20 protein-coding genes are annotated in these 19,815 nt (G+C 65.7%); 13 read left to right on the top strand and 7 right to left on the bottom strand.

Annotated elements, in window-relative coordinates; translation table 11 throughout:
- Positions 1-40: 40 nt before the first annotated feature.
- The 3 genes from E4K65_RS21175 to E4K65_RS21165 all read right to left on the bottom strand — a co-directional run bounded on the left by E4K65_RS21175 (position 41) and on the right by E4K65_RS21165 (position 2,737).
- Positions 41-700, bottom strand: a complete 660-nt coding sequence (locus E4K65_RS21175) for a hypothetical protein (protein WP_135175824.1) — start codon at positions 698-700, stop codon at positions 41-43.
- A gap of 261 nt (positions 701-961) precedes the next feature.
- Positions 962-1,651 (bottom strand): class I SAM-dependent methyltransferase, encoded by a 690-nt coding sequence (locus E4K65_RS21170; protein ID WP_135175823.1) that lies wholly within the window; start codon positions 1,649-1,651, stop codon positions 962-964.
- 33 nt (positions 1,652-1,684) lie between these two features.
- On the bottom strand, positions 1,685-2,737 hold the full coding sequence (locus E4K65_RS21165; protein ID WP_167771001.1) for a glycosyltransferase family 4 protein: 1,053 nt from the start codon (positions 2,735-2,737) through the stop codon (positions 1,685-1,687).
- A gap of 273 nt (positions 2,738-3,010) precedes the next feature.
- Between E4K65_RS21165 and E4K65_RS21160 the strand changes: the two genes are divergently transcribed.
- The 3 genes from E4K65_RS21160 to E4K65_RS21150 all read left to right on the top strand — a co-directional run bounded on the left by E4K65_RS21160 (position 3,011) and on the right by E4K65_RS21150 (position 4,795).
- Complete coding sequence (locus tag E4K65_RS21160; RefSeq protein WP_135175821.1) at positions 3,011-3,727, top strand: L,D-transpeptidase; 717 nt, start codon at positions 3,011-3,013, stop codon at positions 3,725-3,727.
- Between the two features lie 113 nt (positions 3,728-3,840).
- On the top strand, positions 3,841-4,263 hold the full coding sequence (locus tag E4K65_RS21155; protein ID WP_135175820.1) for a c-type cytochrome: 423 nt from the start codon (positions 3,841-3,843) through the stop codon (positions 4,261-4,263).
- A gap of 193 nt (positions 4,264-4,456) precedes the next feature.
- Positions 4,457-4,795, top strand: a complete 339-nt coding sequence (locus tag E4K65_RS21150) for a GIY-YIG nuclease family protein (protein ID WP_135175819.1) — start codon at positions 4,457-4,459, stop codon at positions 4,793-4,795.
- Positions 4,796-4,909: 114 nt separating this feature from the next.
- On the opposite strand, the gene E4K65_RS21145 is transcribed toward E4K65_RS21150, so the two are convergent.
- Positions 4,910-5,182 (bottom strand): hypothetical protein, encoded by a 273-nt coding sequence (locus E4K65_RS21145; protein ID WP_135175818.1) that lies wholly within the window; start codon positions 5,180-5,182, stop codon positions 4,910-4,912.
- On the bottom strand, positions 5,175-5,969 hold the full coding sequence (locus E4K65_RS21140; RefSeq protein WP_135175817.1) for a DUF899 domain-containing protein: 795 nt from the start codon (positions 5,967-5,969) through the stop codon (positions 5,175-5,177). Before E4K65_RS21140 ends, E4K65_RS21145 begins: the two co-directional genes overlap by 8 nt.
- Before the next feature lie 150 nt (positions 5,970-6,119).
- On the opposite strand from E4K65_RS21140, the gene E4K65_RS21135 reads away from it, so the two are divergent.
- The 8 genes from E4K65_RS21135 (at position 6,120) to E4K65_RS21100 (ending at position 15,971) form a co-directional block, all read left to right on the top strand.
- Positions 6,120-7,340: a helix-turn-helix domain-containing protein gene (locus tag E4K65_RS21135; RefSeq protein WP_135175816.1), complete on the top strand. Its 1,221-nt coding sequence runs from the start codon at positions 6,120-6,122 to the stop codon at positions 7,338-7,340.
- Between the two features lie 28 nt (positions 7,341-7,368).
- The gene (locus E4K65_RS21130; protein WP_167771000.1) at positions 7,369-8,007 is read left to right on the top strand and encodes a Vgb family protein; all 639 of its coding nucleotides are present in this window, start codon (positions 7,369-7,371) and stop codon (positions 8,005-8,007) included.
- Between the two features lie 141 nt (positions 8,008-8,148).
- Complete coding sequence (locus E4K65_RS21125) at positions 8,149-9,717, top strand: DUF4403 family protein (RefSeq protein ID WP_135175814.1); 1,569 nt, start codon at positions 8,149-8,151, stop codon at positions 9,715-9,717.
- Positions 9,718-9,843: 126 nt separating this feature from the next.
- Positions 9,844-10,968 carry an ABC transporter ATP-binding protein gene (locus E4K65_RS21120; RefSeq protein WP_135175813.1) on the top strand — a complete coding sequence of 375 codons (1,125 nt, stop codon included), beginning with the start codon at positions 9,844-9,846 and terminating at the stop codon, positions 10,966-10,968.
- Positions 10,969-11,033: 65 nt separating this feature from the next.
- A complete protein-coding gene (locus E4K65_RS21115; protein ID WP_135175812.1) occupies positions 11,034-12,092 on the top strand; it encodes an ABC transporter substrate-binding protein in 1,059 nt (352 codons plus the stop codon).
- Positions 12,093-12,423: 331 nt separating this feature from the next.
- A complete protein-coding gene (locus tag E4K65_RS21110; RefSeq protein ID WP_135175811.1) occupies positions 12,424-13,686 on the top strand; it encodes an ABC transporter permease in 1,263 nt (420 codons plus the stop codon).
- A complete protein-coding gene (locus E4K65_RS21105) occupies positions 13,683-14,513 on the top strand; it encodes an ABC transporter permease (RefSeq protein ID WP_167770999.1) in 831 nt (276 codons plus the stop codon). The genes E4K65_RS21110 and E4K65_RS21105 overlap by 4 nt, the downstream gene beginning before the upstream one ends.
- Before the next feature lie 246 nt (positions 14,514-14,759).
- Positions 14,760-15,971: an ABC transporter substrate-binding protein gene (locus tag E4K65_RS21100; RefSeq protein WP_135175810.1), complete on the top strand. Its 1,212-nt coding sequence runs from the start codon at positions 14,760-14,762 to the stop codon at positions 15,969-15,971.
- A gap of 229 nt (positions 15,972-16,200) precedes the next feature.
- Here the strand turns inward: E4K65_RS21100 and E4K65_RS21095 are convergent, their stop codons facing one another.
- Positions 16,201-16,725 (bottom strand): PRC-barrel domain-containing protein, encoded by a 525-nt coding sequence (locus tag E4K65_RS21095; protein WP_135175809.1) that lies wholly within the window; start codon positions 16,723-16,725, stop codon positions 16,201-16,203.
- Between the two features lie 223 nt (positions 16,726-16,948).
- Positions 16,949-17,518: a hypothetical protein gene (locus E4K65_RS21090; protein WP_135175808.1), complete on the bottom strand. Its 570-nt coding sequence runs from the start codon at positions 17,516-17,518 to the stop codon at positions 16,949-16,951.
- Positions 17,519-17,699: 181 nt separating this feature from the next.
- Between E4K65_RS21090 and E4K65_RS21085 the strand changes: the two genes are divergently transcribed.
- On the top strand, positions 17,700-18,470 hold the full coding sequence (locus E4K65_RS21085; RefSeq protein WP_135175807.1) for a response regulator: 771 nt from the start codon (positions 17,700-17,702) through the stop codon (positions 18,468-18,470).
- 13 nt (positions 18,471-18,483) lie between these two features.
- Positions 18,484-19,809: an ATP-binding protein gene (locus tag E4K65_RS21080; RefSeq protein WP_135175806.1), complete on the top strand. Its 1,326-nt coding sequence runs from the start codon at positions 18,484-18,486 to the stop codon at positions 19,807-19,809.
- Positions 19,810-19,815 lie beyond the last annotated feature (6 nt).

The following is a 19,815-nucleotide window of genomic DNA, read 5'->3' as shown; positions in this document are numbered from 1 at the left end:
CAACCATCAGACATCGGAGTGTTGTGTGTACGCAGCGCGCTCAGGCGTGCTGCTCTTCGAGCGTGGGCTCGGCGATCAGGCCCAGCGTGTGCTCGGGGTTGAGGTGCAGGCCGGGGTCCATCAGCTCGCCGCGCATCAGGGCGAGCGGCGCGCTGCGATAGAGCATCAGATCGTGGAAGGGGTCGGTCAGGATCTTGGTCATCCAGACGAGGCCAGTCTCGACGTCGCGGATGAAGAACAGGTGCACGGTGCGGAACAGAAGACCGCCGCCGCCGACGACGAGCCAGATCTTGGCGACCTGCCGCATGAAGTCGGTCGCGCTCGCCCAGGGCGTGAACAGGCCGAACAGCGTCGGATCGGCAAGCAGCACCAGCGGCGAGGCCGCCCAGATCGCCATCAGCACCACCTTGCGCTGAAGGTTGTAGCCGACCTTGATCTCTTCCTTGTACTCGTGCGTCGCCTGGTTGATGTGGTCGTAAGTGTGCGGCTCGAAGAAGAAGTGACCGGCCTGGCGCGAGGTCATCGAGACCAGCCAGCCGACCAGCGCGGAGATCACGGGATCGATGAACAGCCAGACATAGGCGAAGAGGAAGCTCAGTGCGCTGATGAAGTGCAGGCTCTGATTGATGCGGCTGTGGTGATAGTAGCGATGGTCGTCCCAGCGCTGGATCCGCAGCTGCTCGAGATAATTCTTGATCATGCTCTCCCCCAAAATGCTTTCGGGTACGGGATTACAGGGATTCGATGTACGCCGTGTGACATCATCATTTTGTCATGTGACGATGTGCAGCGGCGCGATGACGCACGGTTACTCTCTTCCCTCATCCTGAGGAGCGCGGAACGCGCGTCCCGAAGGATGAAGGCCGAGCTGCATCGGCCGATCCTTCATGGTTCTCCGAGCGATGCGAAGCAACGTCCGGGAGACGGCGCTTACGCGCCTCCTCACCATGAGGAGAGGCCGTTACGCCGCCTTGGCGACGCCGACCTTGCGGAAGCGCACCAGCGAGAAATGGCCGAGCGGCGGAATCAGGCGGCGCTCGGCGAGCTCGATGCCGGGAGCGCCGGCCAGCCACTTGGCATAGCGCGACCAGGCGAACTCGGCGGTGCGGAAGCCGAGCGGACGCACCACCGGCTGCAGCTTCTGCTCGATGAAACGGCGCATGCCGGCGTCGGCACTGACGCGGGTCAGGATGATCAGCTCGCCGCCGGGGCGGAGCACGCGGGCGAATTCGTCGAGCGCCTTTTCCGGATTCGGCACGGCGGTGACGACATATTGCGCCATCACGACGTCGAAGGAATTGTCGGGGAATTCGAGCTTCTCGGCGTCCATCACCGCGAGGCCCTCGACGTTCTTCAGCTGGCCCTCGGTGACGCGCTGGCGCGCCTTGTCGAGCATCGCTTCCGAAATGTCGGTGCCGAAGATGCGCAGGTGCGGCGCGTAGAGCGGCAGCGAGATGCCGGTGCCGACGCCGACCTCGAGCACGCGGCCGCCGATCTTGTTGGTGGCCGCGATCGCCGCCTGCCGGCCCTTGGCGAATACGCCGCCGAACACGAGATCGTAGACGGGCGCCCAGCGATCGTAGGCCTGCTCGACCGTGCCGCGGGTGAGGTCGAGCTGCTGGGTGCCGTCAAGGTTCATGATCTTAGCCATCGATGAGGTTCTCGCTGTGGGTCAAAGTTGGGATCAACCGCGCACCGGCCGCCGCGCCATCACCGGCGAGGCGCGCAGGATGCGGCTGGGCTGAAGTGAGGTGAGGTTTCCGACGAACTGGCGCGCACTGTTCTCCCAGGAGCGCTCCAGCGCGAAGTTGCGGCAGGTCTCGCGCGACATGGTGAGCGCGCGCAGGCACGCGGTACGCAGATCATGGTCGATCGCGCCGATCGGGTGACCGGCGATGACGTCCTTCGGACCCGTCACCGGAAACGCCGCAACCGGCGTGCCGCAGGCGAGCGCCTCCAGCTGCACCACGCCGAAGGTATCGGTCAGGCTGGGGAATACGAAGACATCGGCCGCGGCGAGATGCGCGGTGAGATCCGCGCCCTTCTTCTCACCGAGGAAGACCGCATCCGGATATTTCTTCTCGAGCGCGGCCTTCTGCGGGCCGTCGCCGACGACGACCTTGGTGCCGGGCAGATCGAGCGCGAGGAATGCTTCGAGGTTCTTCTCCACCGCCACGCGGCCCATGGTCATGAAGATCGGGCCCGGCAGATCGAGCTTGGCCGGAGCGTCCGGGTGGAACAGCTCGGTGTTGACGCCGCGCGTCCAGAAGCCGAGCCGCTTGAAGCCGCGCTCGGACAGCTCCTGCCGCAGCGAGGGCGTCGCCACCATGGTCATAGCGGCGGCATCGTGGAAGTGGCGCAGCACGGCATAGCCGACGCTCGCGGGAATGCCGGTTCGCACCGAGACATACTCCGGAAAGCGCGTCGTATAGGAGGTGGTGAAGGCGAGCCGGTTGCGGCGGCAATAGGCCCGCGCGGCCCAGCCGATCGGACCCTCGGTCGCGATGTGCAGCGCTTCGGGCGCGGCCTTCTCGATCCGCCGCGCGATCTCCTTAGCGCTCGGCAGCGCAATGCGCAGGCCCGGATAGGTCGGCAGCGGCCACGACGGGAAGCCGTCCGGCGTGAGGAAGTCGATCTCGACGTCGAGGGCCTTGGCGGCACCCGCCAGCGAGGTCAGGGTCCGGACCACACCGTTAACCTGCGGATGCCAGGCGTCAGTCGCGATTAATACCCGCATGGGAAAATCCCGAGAGTTTGATGATTCTCGGCTTAGGACCATCAACCACGGATATTTCAGGCGTGTGACGTCACAGAAGTGTCGGCCCGCTGTTTTGTTCGTTAACGAGCTCGCGCGGCCACGAAACTGTCATGAAACAATCCTTGCCGCGATGAAACCGTTTTCGGTTTTCCGCGCAAACGTCCCGAAACTTATTGCCGTTAGTGATCTACGCAACGGAGCACCGCAATGGTGCCGCGGTGGACAAAACACCGAGCAAACAGGGGCGATCACATGTTCAATCTGGACACGTTCAAGACGTATTCGCGCGCCGCTGCTTTGGGCGCAGTCGCTGTCACCGCGATCGCATTCACAGGTCCGGCCAAGGCCGCGCCGGTGCAGCTCTTCCCCTTCTTCCAGCCGCTGCCTCCGATGGCCGCGCCGCAGCCGATCCAGCCCTATCAGCCCTACCAGGCGACGCCTTACCAGGCAGCTCCCTCCGAGGACCAGGACGCGGTCGAGATGCCGGCCCGCTTCCGCCGCCAGACCGTCTCCTACGCGACGCGCGAAGCGCCGGGCACCATCATCATCGATACGCCCAACACCTACCTCTATTACGTGCTGGGCAACGGCCAGGCCGTTCGCTACGGCATCGGCGTCGGCCGCGACGGCTTCACCTGGTCAGGCATCCAGTCGGTGACCAAGAAGGCGGAGTGGCCGGATTGGACCCCGCCGCCGGAGATGATCGCCCGCCAGCCCTATCTGCCGCGCCACATGGCCGGCGGTCCCGGCAATCCGCTTGGCGCCCGCGCCATGTATCTCGGCGGCACCATCTACCGCATCCACGGCACCAACGCCCCCGAGACCATCGGCAAGCACGTCTCCTCCGGCTGCATCCGCATGACCAATGACGACGTCACCAACCTCTACTCCCGCGTCAACGTCGGCACCAAGGTGATCGTGCTGCCGATGACGGAGCGCCGTGCTGACCTTGGCGCTGCGACGCGCTAAAGCGACAGGACATTGTGACGCAAACGGCCCCGGAACCCACCGGGGCCGTTTTCGTTGGCCCTCGACATCCCGATGCGCGCTTGTCGCGGCGCGATCCCCGATGGAGGCGCTAGATGCAATCCCGCCTGCAAACATCGCCAAGCCCATGGCTGCGCCCGATCGCCGGCGCGGGAGCATTGACGCTGCTGCTGTTCGCGCCCTCCTCGCTCGCCCAGCAGCCGGTGAACGACGAGGCAGCTCAGCAGGCGTTCAACAATTCCTGCCGCACCTGCCACTCGGTGAAGGAAGGCGACAATCGCCTCGGCCCCAATCTCAGCAAGATCGTCGGACGGAAGGCAGGCTCGCTGCCCGACTACAACTACTCTGCGTCGATGAAGGACGCCGGCTTCGTCTGGGACAAGGACAAGCTCACCCGCTTCATGGTCAAGCCGGACGAGGTCGTCTCCGGCAACAAGATGCAGCCCTATGGCGGCGTCTCCGCGGACGAAGCCGCCAAGGTAGTTGCGTATCTGCAAGCTGTGTCGGGCCCACAATAGCGGCCCTTGCGTAGCGCGCCGTTTTGGTTTGCATTGGGAATCGCGGCGCATCCTTCGAGACGCCCGCCTTCGGCGGGCCCTCAGGATGAGGACTGAACGCGCAGCTTCACGCTTGCGCCAAGTCACCGAGGCCAGTTAGCCTCATCCCGAGGAGCGCGCTCTTGCGCGCGTCTCGAAGGATGGGGCGGGCACGATGACCGAAGGCGCGTACCTCTACATTCTCCGATGCGCCGACGGCAGCTACTACATCGGCACGACGCGCACCGAGCTTGAGTTCAGGATCGCCCAGCACAACGCAGGCACGTTCGACGGCTATACGAAGTCGCGCAGGCCCGTGACCCTGGTCTTCTCGCAATGGTTCGATCGCATCACCGACGCGATCGAGTGCGAACGCAAACTCAAGAAATGGAGCCGCGCCAAGAAGGAAGCCTTCATGCGCGGCGATTTTGCCGAGCTCCATGAATTGGCGAAGCGCGGATCTCATCATCCTTCGAGACGCCCGCCTCCGGCGGGCCCTCAGGATGAGGGCTGAGTGTGCGGCGGCACTTTCGCCGCGGCGCCGATGCCGGTTAGCCTCATCCTGAGGAGCGCGCTCTTGCGCGCGTCTCGAAGGACGAGGCGTTCACGCGGGCGAAAGTCCCTCACCTCACCGCCCACCCCGCCGCTCCGAGATCAGCTTCAGCCACGCCGATGCATGAAACGCGCTCATCAGAAGATACATCGGCACCATCCCGCCCAGCAAAGACGCGTGTCCGGCGGCGCAGAGCATGTCCGCCGGGCCGCCGCCGAGCGCGGCCGTCAGCACGGCCATGATCGCGAAGGTTGGCGTCGCCGCAAGACCGAGCCATCTGGCGAGGCGGCGCGCGGCCACGACACCGTCGCGGCTGGCGCCGGCGGCCGCGCTGACGGGACTAGTCACGGCCTTCCGCGGCCTCTTCGCGAAAGGCCTTCTCGCCGGCGTCGGAGATCTCCACCCATTTCTTGTCGGGCGCTGCACCCTCCGTGTAGCTGTCGTGCCAGTTCCACCATTTGTAGGTCGGCGTCTGCGGATAGCCCTTGGGTGAATCCTCCCACACCTCCTGCCGGCCGAGCGGCGTGATGTCGAGATAGTTCCAGGTGCCGCCCATCTGCTCGTCGCCGCGGCTCTTGATGAAGTAGGTGCGGAAGATGCGCTTCCCGTCGCTGAAGAACACGTTGGTGCCGTGCCATTCGTCCACGCTGAAATCGGCATCGAAACTGTCGGTGATGGTGACCCACGGCAGGGTCCAGCCCATCCGCTTCTTCAGCTTGGCGATATCGGCCTGCGGCGCGCGCGAGGCGAAGACCAGCGTGGTGTCGCGGGCGTTCAGGTGCGAGACATGGGCGACCTGGTCGGCGACCATCGAGCAGCCGCGGCACGCATGATCCGGCCAGCCGAACACGCCCGGCTCGAAGAAGGCCCGGTAGACGATCAGCTGCCGCCGGCCCTGGAACAGGTCGAGCAAAGTGACCTTGCCGCCGGGCCCCTCGAACGCATAGGTTTTGTCCACGACCATCCACGGCATGCGCCGGCGCTCGGCGGCCAGCGCGTCGCGGGCGCGGGTCTGCGCCTTTTCCTTCACGAGCAGTTGCTGACGGGCTGCCTCCCAGTCCTGCGGCGACACCACCGGCGGTGTTTGCATGGCGGCCTGTCCGTTACTTCCTGCTTTTTCTGCTGACGTCATCATGGCTCTCCAAACCTCTCTTCTGGGCGCTCATTCCGCGTCTCGCTTTGACAGACGTGGAACCGCTCGCCCCTCACCGCACATTGTCGGCCGTCAACGATTTCTGGCACCAAGCGGTTGCGTGGTGGGAGTAACAAGTGTGGCGGGATTGAAATGGAGTCGCTGATCACGGCCGCCGCGCGTGCGCTCGAAGCCGGCGATCCGCTCGGCGCACTGAACCGTGTCGCATTGCGCAACGATGCCCCGTCGCTGGCGCTGCGCGGCATCGCGATGGCGCAGCTCGGCGATCTCGCAAAGGCGAAGGCGCTGCTGCGGAGCGCCGCGCGCGCCTTCGGTCCGCGCGAGGCGGTGGCGCGGGCAAGATGCGTCGTGGCGGAAGCCGAGATCGCGCTCGTCTCGCGCGACCTGAACTGGCCGGCGAAGACCCTCGCAGCCGCGCGGGCGACGCTCGAACAGCATGGCGATCTCGCCAATGCCGCCCATGCCGGCCACATCGAGGCGCGCCGTCTCCTCCTCCTCGGACGCATAGACGAGGCAGAGCGCACGCTGGCCGAGGCCGGCACCGCATCGCTCCCGCCTGCGTCTCAGGTGGCGCGCGAGCTGGTGGTCGCGGGCATTGCGATACGGCGGCTCAGGACAGAAGCCGCGCGGACCGCGCTCGACCGCGCGGCCAAGGCAGCGCGGCTGGCGGGAATCCCGGCACTCGCGGCCGAGGTCGACAGCGCGAACCGCATCCTCGACACGCCGGCCGCGCGACTGATCGCGCGCGGCAGCGAACACCCGTTATTGCTCGGGGAGGTCGAAAGACTGGCGACCTCGACAGCGCTCGTCGTGGACACCTTCCATCATGTCGTGCGCAGGCAAGGCGTTGCCGTGTCGCTCGGAACGCGGCCCGTGCTGTTCGCGCTCGCCCGTCTTCTGGCGCAGGCATGGCCCGCGGACGTCTCGCGAGAGATGCTGATATCAGGTGCGTTCCGGGCGAAGCACGCCGATGAATCGCATCGCGCGCGATTGCGCGTCGAGATCGGACGGCTTCGCACCCAGCTCAAGCCGCTGGCCGACGTCAGTGCGACGAAGAACGGTTTTGTGCTGGCGCCGCGCAAGACGCGCGACGTCCTCGTGCTGGCCCGGCCCGTCGAGGAAAAGCACGCCGCCGTCCTCGCCTTCCTCTCCGACGGCGAGCCATGGTCGAGCTCGGCGCTGGCGCTGGCGCTGGGAGCGAGCGCGCGGACGGTGCAACGGGCGCTCGAGGAGCTCGCACGATCGAACAAGGTGCAGTCGTTCGGACACGGACGGGCGCGCCGCTGGATGACCCCGCCCGTCCCGGGCTTCCCGACAGGCTTGTTACTCCCCGGACCACTGCTGAAGACGTAAGGTGGATCAGTTCACAGGGATCAAGCACATGAAACGTTCGGCCGCCGAGATCATCAAGGAATACGGACCCTTTCCGGGCGTCGAGGCCGTGCATGGCGTCACCTATGACGGCACGCAAGTCTGGTTCGCATCCGGCGACAAGCTGAACGCGGTCGATCCGGCCAGCGGCAAGCTCACACGTTCGATCGACGTCGCCGCGCATGCCGGGACGGCGTTCGACGGCCGTCACCTGTTCCAGATCGCCGAGGACCGCATCCAGAAGATCGACGCCGCGACCGGCAAGGTGGTGAACACCATCCCGGCGCCCGGCGGCGGTGGCGATTCCGGACTTGCCTGGGCGGAGGGGTCGCTGTGGGTCGGTCAATATCGGGAGCGCAAGATCCACCAGATCGATCCGGAGACCGGGACGGTGCTCCGTACCATCGAGAGCAAGCGCTTCGTGACCGGGGTGACGTGGGTCGACGGCGAGCTCTGGCACGGCACCTGGGAAGGCGACGATAGCGACATCAGGCGGATCGATCCCGACACGGGCAAGGTGCTGGAGCAGCTCGACCTGCCTGCGGGCACGATGGTCTCGGGCCTGGAGTCCGATGGCGGCGATCGCTTGTTCTGCGGCGGCGGCAGCGCCGGCAAGGTGAGAGCGGTCCGCCGTCCGAGGCGCGACTAGCGCCCCGCGACGATTGCCTGAATGTGCGGCAATTGCGCGCTCGCGGCCGTTAACACATTCGCCCCAATTCCACCCCATCGATGCGCTCTAGCGCCCTCCTCTCCCGCCCTGTAGAATCCCCGCGGGCGGCCTGGGGGTGAGATGCGTCTGGCGTTGAATTTCAAGACTATCCTGATCGCGGTCACGGTGCTCGCGGCGTCGTTCTTCATCAGCCTGAAGGCGATGGACTGGCTGTCGCCGCGCGCGACGAATTCGGCGCCCCCGGTCGCGCAGCTGCCGCCGCTGCCGCCGGTCTCGAAGAGCTCGATCGTGGTGGCGCCGGTCGCCATCGCGGTGTCGGCGATCCGCGAGCAGGCCGAGAAGGCCGCGCCGCGCAATTTCGCGGGCAAGGCCGACAACCCGATCTCGCAGATCCTGGAGAACGCCGATATCGGCTGGTCCGCCGTGCGCGGACCGATGGCCGCTGCCGGCGACAAGGACGTGCTGACGATCTCGACGCCGCTCAGCGGCAAGCTGAACGTGACGGGCTCGTTGTCGGCGAAAGCCACCGGCGCGCTTGGCGATGCGCTGGGCAGCGTGCTCGGCGGTGACGCAGCGAAACGGATCGGCGCGGTCAACATCAAGAATTTGAACGCCAGCGCCGAGATCAAGGGCAATGTGGTCGTCACCTCGCGTCCGAAGCTCGCAACGAACTGGCATCTCGAGCCCAATCTCGGCGCCCAGGTCAATCTCGGTGACACCAACCTTGCGGTCGCCGGCGCCAAGGTCAACGTGCCGGCGCAGGTGAAGCCGCTGATCGACAAGAACGTCGGCGAGCAGATCAACCTCGTCTCCGAGCGCATCCGCAACGATCCTTCGCTGCGGGAGAATGCGAAGTTGCAATGGGCCAAGGCCTGCCGCTCGATTCCGCTGCAAGGCTCGGGCTCCTCCGCCGCGCTGCCGCCGCTCTGGCTCGAGATGAAGCCGACCCGCGCCATCGCCGCGCAGCCGCGCGTTGATGCGCAGGCCGTGACGCTGCTGCTCGGCCTCGAGCTCGAGACGCGTGTGACGTCGTCGCCGACCAAGCCGGAGTGTCCGTTCCCCGACAAGATCTCGATCGTGCCGCCGACCGGCACCGGCGTGAACATCGGCGTGCCGATCGACGTACCCTTTACCGAGATCAACAAGCTCATCGCGGCGCAGATGGCCGGCCACACCTATCCCGAGGACGGCTCGGGCCCGGTCGACGTCACCGTGAAGAGCGTCAACGTGGTCCCGTCCGGCGACCGGCTGCTGATCTCGCTCCTGGTGCGCGCGAAGGAGAAGAAGAGCTGGCTCGGCCTCGGCGCCGAGGCGACCGTGCATATCTGGGGCCGGCCGATGCTCGACCAGGCGCAGCAGACGCTGCGGCTCGCCGACATCCAGCTCGCGGTGGAATCCGAGGCCGCCTTCGGGCTGCTCGGCGCGGCGGCGCGCGCGGTGGTGCCGCAGATGCAGCAGGCGCTGGTGCAGAAGGCGACGCTCGACCTGAAGCCGATCGCCGCCAACGCCCGCGAGAAGATCGCGGCCGCGATCGCCGACTACCAGAAGAGCGAGGACGGCCTCAAGGTCGACGCGAAGATCGACAGCCTGACGCTCGCCGACATTGCCTTCGATTCCAAGACGCTGCGCGTGGTCGCCGAGGCCGGCGGCTCGCTCAACGTGTATGTGACGAAGCTGTCGGGGATGTAGCGCGCCATCGCTGTCCGGGCCCGCCTTCGCTTGCGCCGCTGGCATTCTCGTCGGAGGGTGCTAAGCTGTTCCTCGTAACCTCGAACGAGGTCCTGGCAGCACTGTAGCTGATAACGCGAGGACAAGATGGAAGCCGGCATGGTCACGTCTGCGCCGGCACTGGTGCGCTTCTCCGGCATTCAGAAAACCTATGATGGCGAGCACCTCGTGGTGAAGAACCTCGATCTCGACATCAGGAAGGGCGAGTTCATCACGCTGCTCGGCCCGTCGGGCTCGGGCAAGACGACCACGCTGATGATGCTGGCCGGCTTCGAGGTTCCGACCCATGGCGAGATTTACCTCGCCGACCGGCCTATCAAGAACGTGCCGCCCCATAAGCGCGACATCGGCATGGTGTTCCAGAACTATGCCTTATTTCCACACCTGACGATTGCAGAAAATATCGCCTTCCCGCTGTCCGTTCGCAAGACGAGCAAGGCGGAAGCGCAGGAGCGCGTCAGGGCCGCGTTGCGCATGATCAAGATGGAACCCCTGGCGCACCGGCGGCCCGGGCAGCTGTCCGGCGGTCAGCAGCAGCGCGTGGCGCTGGCCCGCGCGCTGGTTTTCAATCCGCAACTCGTGCTGATGGACGAGCCCCTTGGCGCCCTCGACAAGCGCCTGCGGGAGCAGATGCAACTGGAGATCAAGCAACTGCACGAGACGATGGGCATCACCGTCGTCTACGTCACTCACGATCAGAGTGAAGCGCTCACCATGTCGGACCGCATCGCCGTGTTCAACGACGGCATCGTGCAGCAGATCGACAGGCCCGACGCGCTGTACGAGCATCCGGTGAACAGCTTCGTCGCTCACTTCATCGGCGAGAACAATGTGCTGGCCGGCACCGTCGAGACAGTCGAAAAGGAATATTGCCGCGTCGCGCTGGCTGGTGGCGGCGCCGTGACCGCGCGGGCGGTCAATGTATCAGGCGCGGGCGCATCAACCTCCCTGTCGGTGCGGCCGGAGCGCGTCGCCATTGTCCCGGATGGCGCCTCCAGCGAAGGACCGAACCGTCTGCCGGCCAGGGTTCAGAACACCATCTATCTCGGCGACCACGCGCTGGCCGTGCTCAATGTCGCCGGCAACGGCGAGTTCATGGTCAAGCTTCAGCCGGGAACGCATGACAGCCTGAGACATGGTAGCCTGAGGCCTGGCGAAAACGTGTTCATCACCTTCCGCCCCGAGGACTGCCTGGCCCTCGATCCCGCCTGATCCAACGCAAGCGGATCCGCATCGATCAACTACAACGCAACTCACATGAAGAAGGAACAAAGACCATGCTGAAGCGCAAGATTGGCAAGATCGCTCTGGGCCTGGCCGCGGCACTGAGCGCCAGCGCTGCGCTGGCGACGGTCGCGCAGGCGCGTGACCTCACGGTCGTGTCGTGGGGCGGCGCGTATCAGGATGCCCAGAAGAAGGTCTATTTCGAGCCGTTCAAGAAGGCAGCCGGCGTCCCGATGAACGACGAGTCCTGGGACGGCGGTGTCGGCGTGTTGCGCGCCAAGGTGCAGGGTGGCGCCGCCACCTGGGACGTCGTCCAGGTCGAGAGCGACGAACTGGCCGTCGGCTGCGAGGAAGGCCTGTTCGAGAAGCTCGATTACTCCAAGATCGGCGGCGAGGCCGCCTATATCCCGCCGTCGGTCAATCCCTGCGGCGTGGGCGCCATCCTCTACGATTTCGTCCTCGGCTACGACAAGGACAAGCTGAAGGACGCGCCCAAGGGCTGGGCCGACTTCTTCGACACCAAGAAGATTCCGGGCAAGCGCGCGCTGCGTCAGGGCCCGAAGACCACGCTGGAGATCGCCCTCATGGCCGACGGCGTCCCGCCGAAGGACGTCTACAAGGTGCTGGCGACCGACGAGGGCGTCGATCGTGCGTTCAAGAAGCTCGACACCATCAAGGGCGACCTCGTCTGGTGGAAGGCCGGCGCCCAGCCGCCGCAATTGCTCGCCTCCGGCGAAGTGGCGATGACCTCGGTCTACAATGGCCGCATCGACACCGCGAACAAGAACGAGAAGAAGAATTTTGGCATGGTGTGGGACGGCGCGCTCTTCACCCTCGACAGCTGGGTCATCCTGAAGGGCAGCCCGAACAAGGACGCGGCCTACAAGTTCCTGGACTTCGCGGGCAAGGCCGAGAACCAGTCGAAACTGTCGGAGAACATCGCCTACGGCACCTCGAACAAGGACGCCGCCGCCCTGATCCAGCCGGCCGTCCTGAAAGATCTGCCGACCGCGCCTGACAACATCAAGAACGCGGTCGAGATCAACGTGGGCTTCTGGCTCGAGAACATCGACCGCTTGACCGAGCGCTTCAACAAATGGGCCGCGAAATAGCGCGCGAGCGAACCGGCGTGCGACGCAGGCAGAGGGTCGGTGCCCCCTCGCCTGTGCCCTGCGCCTTGCCTGAAATCGAAGGGCAACCGCATTTGAGGGCAGTTTCGTTGCGGCCATCCTTCGAGACGCCCGCTTTTGGCGGGCTCCTCAGGATGAGGTTGGAGTGTGTGGCCGCCATTTCACCGGCACCGATGTCGATGAGCCTCATCCTGAGGAGACAGCAAAGCGGTCGTCTCGAAGGACGAGGCGCGCGCTCAGGTCGCTCCAAAAAGCCATATGCGATTGCCCTACCCGAAAAGGCGAGGGATGTCCGGTCAAAGAGGCTCGCCCCATGACAGCAGTGTCCCTGACCGGCGCCGATGCCGAGACCAAGGTGCCGCTCAAGCGCCGCCTGAAGCGGGCGGAGCGCGCACGCCAGATCAAGGCATTGGCGCTGGTTCTGCCGCTTCTGCTGTTTCTGCTCTTCACCTTCGCTGGGCCCATCGCGGGCATGCTGTGGCGCGCGGTCGATGACAGGGAGGTGCGTCAGATTCTGCCGCAAACAGTCGCGGCTCTCGCCAATTGGGACGGCAGGGACCTGCCGGACGAAGAGGCCTTTGCTGCGCTGGCAGGCGACATCCTGGCGGCCCGCACCTCCGGCACCATCGCCGTCGCGGCCAAGCGGCTCAACTACGCGCTGAACGGCTTCCGCACGATCCTGACCAGCACGGCACGCAATCTGAAGGCGGTGCCGGAGCGAGGGGCGGCCAAGGAGACGCTGGGCAAGATCAACCCGGCCTGGCGCGAACGCGCCACCTGGACGACGATCAAGGACGCCGGCGGCCCAGTGACCGGCTTCTACCTTCTTGCGGCGCTCGACCTGACGCGGAACGCGGACGGCGCGATCGTCGCAGCCCCGCCGGATCAGGCCATCTACCGCGACGTTTTCGGCCGCACCTTCCTCATCAGCTTCAGCGTCACGGTACTCTGCCTGATCCTCGGCTTCCCGGTCGCCTACCTGCTGGCGACACTGCCGCCGGGCCGGTCGAACCTCTTGATGATCTTCGTCCTGCTGCCGTTCTGGACGTCGCTTCTGGTCCGCACCTGCGCCTGGATCGTGCTGTTGCAGAGCAAGGGCGTCGTGAACGACAGCCTTCAGTGGCTTGGCATCATCGACCAGCCGTTGCGCCTGATCTACAACCGCTTCGGTGTCTGCGTGGCCATGACCCACGTTCTCCTGCCGTTCATGATCCTGCCGCTCTACAGCAGCATGAAGGCGATCTCGCCTGCCTACATGCGTGCCGCCGCCTCGCTCGGTGCGCCGCCGCTCACCGCCTTCCTGCGGATCTACCTGCCTCAAACTCTGCCCGGCATCGGCGCGGGAAGCCTGCTCGTCTTCATCCTGGCACTCGGCTACTACATCACACCGGCACTCGTCGGGGGCGCCGCCGACCAGATGATCAGCTACTTCATCGCGCTCTACACGACCGAGACCGCCAATTGGGGCCTTGCTTCGGCGCTGGGTGCGGTGCTGCTGCTGGCCACCGTTGTGCTCGCGCTCGTCTACGGCAAGCTGGTGCAGGGACAGCACGTCACGGGAGGAATGAAGAATTGAGCGATCATTCGTCCCTCCGCACGCCCAGCCAGCGCATCGCGTGGACCGCGACCATCATTGTCTCCACGCTGGTATTCTTCTTCCTGATCGCGCCCATCCTTGCGATCATGCCGCTGTCGTTCAGCTCGGGCTCGTACCTCACATATCCGCTGCCAGGCCTCTCCTTGCGCTGGTACGACGACTTCATCAATTCGCCGCGCTGGATGAACTCGCTGAAGAACAGCATGATCATCGGTGTCGCCTCGACTCTGCTGTCGATGGTGCTGGGGACGCTGGCCGCGCTGGGGCTGGCGCAGTGGAAGAGCCGGTTCAAGCCGCTCGTGCTGGCGTTCGTGCTGTCGCCGGTCGTCGTGCCCGGTGTCATCACCGCGGTCGGCCTGTATTTCTTCTTCGCGCCGATCGGACTGACCGGCAGTTATCTCGGCCTGATCCTGGCCCACACCGCGCTGGCGACGCCCTTTGTGGTGATTACGGTCGGCGCGACGCTGCAAAGCTTCGACACCAATCTGGCGCGCGCCGCCGCCTCGCTCGGTGCCTCGCCGCTCTATGCGTTCCGCCGCGTGATCCTGCCGCTGATCCTGCCCGGCCTCGCCTCAGGTGCGCTGTTCGCCTTCGCGACCAGCTTCGATGAGGTGGTGATCGTGCTGTTCATGGCGGGGCCGGAGCAGCGCACTTTGCCGCGCGAGATGTTCAGCGGCATCCGCGAGAACATCAGCCCGACCATCACGGCAGCGGCGGTGGTTCTGACGACCGTATCGGTCATCCTCCTCGCCACCCTGGAAGGCCTGCGCCGACGCAACGAACGGCTCAAAGGCAGCAGCGCCTGAAAGGCGTCCGCTGTCATTCCGGGGCGCGCGCAGCGCGAGCCCGGAATCCATCGGGCCGCAGCGACGGTGGATGAATGGATTCCGGGCTCGCGCCCAAGGGGGCGCGGCGCGCCCCGGAATGACGACAGATCCCCCTGCTTTTTTCTCCACCCCCTCACGCATCTTTGGCTTAGCTGCGACCACGGTTTGTGGCTAGAACAGTCCCTGCAAACAACGCCCAAACAACAACACACAGGGAGAAACAACATGCAAAAACTCATCGCCGCCGTCGCGGCCGGCCTCGCCCTCGCCGCCGCGTCGGGCGCCGCGCAGGCGCAGATTTCCGATGACGTCGTCAAGATCGGCGTGCTTACGGACATGTCGAGCCTCTATGCGGACGCGACCGGCAAGGGCTCGCTCGCCGCCGTCGAGATGGCGGTCGCCGATTACGGCGCCAAGGCCGCCGGCAAGCCGGTCCAGGTCGTCGCCGCCGACCACCAGAACAAGCCCGACGTCGGCGTCAACATCGCCCGCAACTGGTACGACAACGACAAGGTCGACGCGATCTTCGATGTGCCGACCTCATCGGTCGCGCTGCCGATCTCGGCGCTGACGCGCGAGAAGAACAGGATCAACATCAATTCCGGCGGCGGCTCGTCCGACATCACCGGCGTTGCCTGCTCGCCCAACACGGTGCACTGGACCTACGATACCTATGCGCTGTCGAACGTCGCCGGCAAGGCGATGGTGAAGCGCGGCGAGGACAGCTGGTTCTTCGTCACCGCCGACTATGCCTTCGGCATGGCGCTGCAGCGCGACGCCGCCAACGTGGTCAAGGAGAGCGGCGGCAAGGTGCTCGGCGAGGTCCGTCATCCGCTCAACTCGTCGGACTTCTCCTCCTTCCTGCTCCAGGCCCAGGCCTCCAAGGCCAAGGTGGTCGCGCTGGCCAACGCCGGCGGCGACACCACCAATGCGCTGAAGCAGGCCGCCGAGTTCGGCCTGACGCAAGGCGGCCAGAAGATGATCGCGCTCCTGCAGGAGATCACCGACACGCATTCGCTCGGCATCAAGGCGACGCAGGGCCTGATCGTCACCGATGCGTTCTACTGGGACATGAACGAGGAGACGCGCGCCTTCTCGAGACGCTTCAACGAGAAGGTCGGGCACATGCCGACCATGATCCAGGCCGGTCTCTATTCGGCGACCATGCACTATCTGAAGGCGATCGACGCCATCAAGACCGACGAGGCGCCGAAGGTGATGGCACAGATGCGCTCAACGCCGGTCAACGATTTCTTCGCCAAAAACGGCAAGATCCGCGTCGACGGCCGCATGGTCCACGACATGTATCTGTTCGAGGTCAAGAAGCCCGAGGAGTCCAAGGGCGAGTGGGACCTCTACAAGCTGATCGCCACCGTGCCGGGCGACGAGGCATTCCGTCCGCTCGACAAGGGCGGCTGCCCGCTGGTGACGCACTGAGGCTTTCCCTCGCTGCCAATTCCTCATCCTGAGGAGCGTGCGAAGCAAGCGTCTCGAAGGATGAAGGCCCGGCTGGTGGCCTCGCCCTTCGAGACTCCGCAAGCGCGGCTCCTCAGGGTGAGGGTCAACATCAGGGTGAGGGTCAACATCTCACGATGACGAAAAATGACATGACAGCGCGCCCGGTAAAAACCGGGCGCGCTTCGTTCAAGTCGTCACGCGAACCGCATTACTCCGAGTACTTGAACTCGGGCATGTTCTTCAGCTCGTCCTTGGTCGCGTTGAACACGGCGTGGTCCGGATACCACTTGGACGCTACCGTCGCGGTCGTCGCGGTCTTGTCGGTGCCGGTCGCGGCGCCGGTCGTGGTGGTCGCACCCGGCTTGGCGCTCGGGTTTGTGGCGGCGCCGGTATAGGCGACGGCCTCATTGACGAACTTCAACTTGTCATAGGGCACGGCGACCAGATGCTCGCCCATGCCGAGGAAGCCGCCGACACCGATCACGGCGATCTTGATGGCGCCGCTCTTGTCCATCAGCAGATCGTTGATCGAGCCGATGCTCTCGTTGGCGTCGTTGTAGATCTTCAGGCCCGCCATCTTCGAAGCGCGCCATTCACCCGACGCAGTCGTGGTCGTCGTGGTGGTAGCCGCAGCCGGCGCCTTGTCCGTGGTGGCGGTCGGGTTTTGCGCAAACGCAACTGTCGCAAGCAGCGCGGTGCCGGCAAGGCCGGCGGCGATTGATTTCATCAGCATTGTTGTCCTCTCCTTCAGCAAAAACTCGTATGGAGAAAACAGCGCCGATCACGTGCAGTTCCTCAGCTGCGGCGATTTCGTCGCATAACCGTGGCGCTGCGTTGCAGTGAAAGTTCCTAAGTCACGCAGGAACGTTTCCGGATGCACAGTTCCCCGCCGACGATCATGCGCCCTGGGAGAAGCACGAGCGTGGCGGGGACTGCGCTGACCTGCGTCGCTCAGGTCAACTCTTGTAGTCGAGCAGGAGTGCGGAGAAGTCCGAGTTGCCGGACGAGCTGCCGTTGGCACCGTACGACGACGCCGACGATTGCGACTGCTGAAGCGCCTGGAGGAACTGCTGGAGAATCTCCGCCGTCGTCGAATCGCTCGACGTGCTGCTGGTGGAATCCGTGGAGGACGAATCCGAAGAGCTGTCGTCCGGCGGCGGACCGGGCGGCGGCCCGCCTGCACCACCGGCTCCGCCCGCGCCACCGGGACCGCTGGCGAAGGCGGACTGAAACACGCCCTTGAGCTGTTCGGCCTGCTCCGAGGTCAGCGTCCCGTTCGACACCTCGTTGGAGATGAGGTCGTCGATCTTCGACTTCATGTCGTCCTTGGAGGGACGCGTGCCGCTCGCCTGGTCGCTCGAGCGGCTCTGCTGGAGCGCCGTGTCGATGTCGGTCAGCGCGGTCGAGAGCGCGGACTGGTCCGACGACGAGATCGTGCCGGCGGAAACTTCCGATTGCAATTCCTGCTGCAGCCGCTGTAGCGGCGACTGATGGGTACCGGCGGAGGCCGCCGAAATCGAGGTCATGATGGCTCCGTGGATCTTGCGGGGTTTCTTGTATGGCCGCGCCACGGTATGGTTAACGGCCTTAACGAGACCTTGCCGCGCCACTGCCCGGGTGTGTCACGGTATTGCGGCCGGACCCGCAGAAACAATCTGAAACAAAAATCTTCGCCTTTTGGCCCGAATCTTGGACAAACAAACGCGCATGGCCATTTCCAATCCCAACATCCTGGTCGTCGAGGACGACCGCGAAACGCGGACGTTGATTGCGAAGTACCTGCGCAACAACGCCTGCAACGTCACCGCCGTGCGCGATGGCCGCGAGATGTCGCGCGCCATGACCGATCATCGCGTCGACCTCATCATCCTCGACGTCATGCTGCCGGGCGAGGACGGCCTGAGCCTCTGCCGCAAGGTGCGCTCGGAGGCGCAGACGCCGATCATCATGCTGACCGCGCGCGGCGAGGACGTCGATCGCATCGTCGGCCTCGAGATGGGCGCGGACGACTATTTGCCAAAGCCCTTCAACCCGCGCGAGCTGCTCGCCCGCATCAACGCGGTGTTGCGCCGCCAGGCCGCAGCCCAGGCGGCGAGCTCGATCGAAGGCGCGAGCACGCTCACCTTCGAGGGCTGGCGCATCGACCTGCGCCTGCGCGAGCTTCGCAATCCGGAAGGCGCGCGCGTCGCGGTGACCAGCGCCGAGTTCGATCTGCTGAGGACGTTCTGCGAGCGACCCGGCCGCGTGCTGTCGCGCGACAGCCTGCTCGACCTCACGCAGGGCCGCAACACCGGCTCGTTCGAACGCTCCATCGACGTGCTGGTCAGCCGCATCCGCCGCAAGATCGAGCCCAACCCGCAGGATCCGACCATCATCAAGACGGTGCGCTCCGGCGGCTATCTGTTCACGCCAAGAACTGAAGCGGCACGAACTGAAGCAGCAAGCACTGAAGCGGTCGCGGCCTCCCTCGGCAACTGAGGGGGCGCCGACCATGAAGCCGCTCGGGTTCTTCCACCTCAAGGGTATCGGCGGGCAGATCGCCGCGCTGGTGCTGGCTTCCACCGTCGCGCTCCATCTCGTCGTCACCGCCGCCTTCCTGATCAGCCGGCCGGATCGCCCGGACACGCCGCCGGACGGCGCCCATCAATTGACCGATGCCGCGCTGCTGCTCGGCTCGGCCGAGGCCGGCGAGCGGCCGCGCCTCGTCGCCGACCTCGCGCGCGCCTTCCCCAAGCTCGGCATCGAGATGCACGCGCCCGGCACGGCGGCCATTGTCAAGGAGAGCGACGGCCAGCACCTGCGCGGGATGCGCCGTCATCTCGGACGCGGCTACAAGGTGGTGCAGCTCGCCGCCGACGACACCGCGCACCGCGTCGGCGTCGAATTGCCCGACGGCAGCGTGATCGCCGGCCGCGTCGATGGCGGCCTGCGGCCGTGGTTCTGGGGCGCACCGTGGCTGACGGCGCTGATGACCACCTTCATCTGCGTCACCGTGCTCGGCCTGTGGGCGGCGCGCGCGCTGGCCGCGCCGCTGTCGTCCTTCGCCGAGGCCGCCGAGAATTTCAGCCTGGACGGCGAAGCTGATCCGCTGCCCGAGCGCGGCCCGGAGGAGATCCGCTCGGTGGCGCGCGCGCTCAACCGCATGCATGAGCGGATCGCGCGGCTGATGTCGGATCGCACCAGGATGCTGGCGGCGATCAGCCACGATCTGCGCACGCCGATCACGCGGCTGCGCCTGCGCGCCGAGTTCATCGAGGACGAGGTCAACCGCAAGCGCATGCTGATGGATCTCGACCAGATGCGCTCGATGCTGGAATCCGTGCTCTCGCTCCTGCGCAACGACCGCAAGATCGAGGCGGTGACGCTGGTCGACATCGCCTCTACGCTCCAGCTCATTGCCGACCAGTTCGGCGACATGGGCCATGTCGTGCACTATGACGGCCCCGCTTCCGCGACCGCGGCGGCGCGTCCCGACGATCTGCATCGCGGCGTCACCAATCTCGTCGAGAACGCCGTGCGCTACGGCGCCGAGGTCACGATCCGCCTCGACATATCGGGCACCAGGCTCGTCATCGACGTCGAGGACGACGGCCCCGGCATTTCGGATGCACGCAAGCAGGAGATGCTGGAGCCGTTCGCGCGCGGCGACGATGCGCGCACCATGGACGAGTCCACCGGCTTCGGCCTCGGCCTGTCGATCGCGCACGCGATCGCCGTCGCCCACGGCGGGACGCTGTCGCTGCACGACCGCGAGCCGCACGGGCTGATCGTGCGGATGGAGTTGCCGGTCTGGCAGGAGCCGCGGCTCGCGGCGTAGATCGCA

The organism is Bradyrhizobium niftali, assembly GCF_004571025.1.
GTDB classification, from domain to species: domain Bacteria; phylum Pseudomonadota; class Alphaproteobacteria; order Rhizobiales; family Xanthobacteraceae; genus Bradyrhizobium; species Bradyrhizobium niftali.
Note: the sequence above shows the minus strand (reverse complement) of the source record. Positions and strands in the feature narration are given on the sequence as shown.

Bases quoted from the DNA above. Each gene is read 5' to 3' on its own strand.
- E4K65_RS21135 (WP_135175816.1), top strand. From the start codon at position 6,120: ATGGAGTCGCTGATCACGGCCGCCGCGCGTGCGCTCGAAGCCGGCGAT.
- E4K65_RS21125 (WP_135175814.1), top strand. From the start codon at position 8,149: ATGCGTCTGGCGTTGAATTTCAAGACTATCCTGATCGCGGTCACGGTG.
- E4K65_RS21130 (WP_167771000.1), top strand. From the start codon at position 7,369: ATGAAACGTTCGGCCGCCGAGATCATCAAGGAATACGGACCCTTTCCG.
- E4K65_RS21175 (WP_135175824.1), bottom strand. From the start codon at position 700: ATGATCAAGAATTATCTCGAGCAGCTGCGGATCCAGCGCTGGGACGAC.
- E4K65_RS21110 (WP_135175811.1), top strand. From the start codon at position 12,424: ATGACAGCAGTGTCCCTGACCGGCGCCGATGCCGAGACCAAGGTGCCG.
- E4K65_RS21095 (WP_135175809.1), bottom strand. From the start codon at position 16,725: ATGCTGATGAAATCAATCGCCGCCGGCCTTGCCGGCACCGCGCTGCTT.
- E4K65_RS21155 (WP_135175820.1), top strand. From the start codon at position 3,841: ATGCAATCCCGCCTGCAAACATCGCCAAGCCCATGGCTGCGCCCGATC.
- E4K65_RS21170 (WP_135175823.1), bottom strand. From the start codon at position 1,651: ATGGCTAAGATCATGAACCTTGACGGCACCCAGCAGCTCGACCTCACC.
- E4K65_RS21100 (WP_135175810.1), top strand. From the start codon at position 14,760: ATGCAAAAACTCATCGCCGCCGTCGCGGCCGGCCTCGCCCTCGCCGCC.
- E4K65_RS21150 (WP_135175819.1), top strand. From the start codon at position 4,457: ATGACCGAAGGCGCGTACCTCTACATTCTCCGATGCGCCGACGGCAGC.
- E4K65_RS21160 (WP_135175821.1), top strand. From the start codon at position 3,011: ATGTTCAATCTGGACACGTTCAAGACGTATTCGCGCGCCGCTGCTTTG.
- E4K65_RS21120 (WP_135175813.1), top strand. From the start codon at position 9,844: ATGGAAGCCGGCATGGTCACGTCTGCGCCGGCACTGGTGCGCTTCTCC.
- E4K65_RS21115 (WP_135175812.1), top strand. From the start codon at position 11,034: ATGCTGAAGCGCAAGATTGGCAAGATCGCTCTGGGCCTGGCCGCGGCA.
- E4K65_RS21140 (WP_135175817.1), bottom strand. From the start codon at position 5,969: ATGATGACGTCAGCAGAAAAAGCAGGAAGTAACGGACAGGCCGCCATG.
- E4K65_RS21085 (WP_135175807.1), top strand. From the start codon at position 17,700: ATGGCCATTTCCAATCCCAACATCCTGGTCGTCGAGGACGACCGCGAA.
- E4K65_RS21090 (WP_135175808.1), bottom strand. From the start codon at position 17,518: ATGACCTCGATTTCGGCGGCCTCCGCCGGTACCCATCAGTCGCCGCTA.
- E4K65_RS21165 (WP_167771001.1), bottom strand. From the start codon at position 2,737: ATGCGGGTATTAATCGCGACTGACGCCTGGCATCCGCAGGTTAACGGT.
- E4K65_RS21080 (WP_135175806.1), top strand. From the start codon at position 18,484: ATGAAGCCGCTCGGGTTCTTCCACCTCAAGGGTATCGGCGGGCAGATC.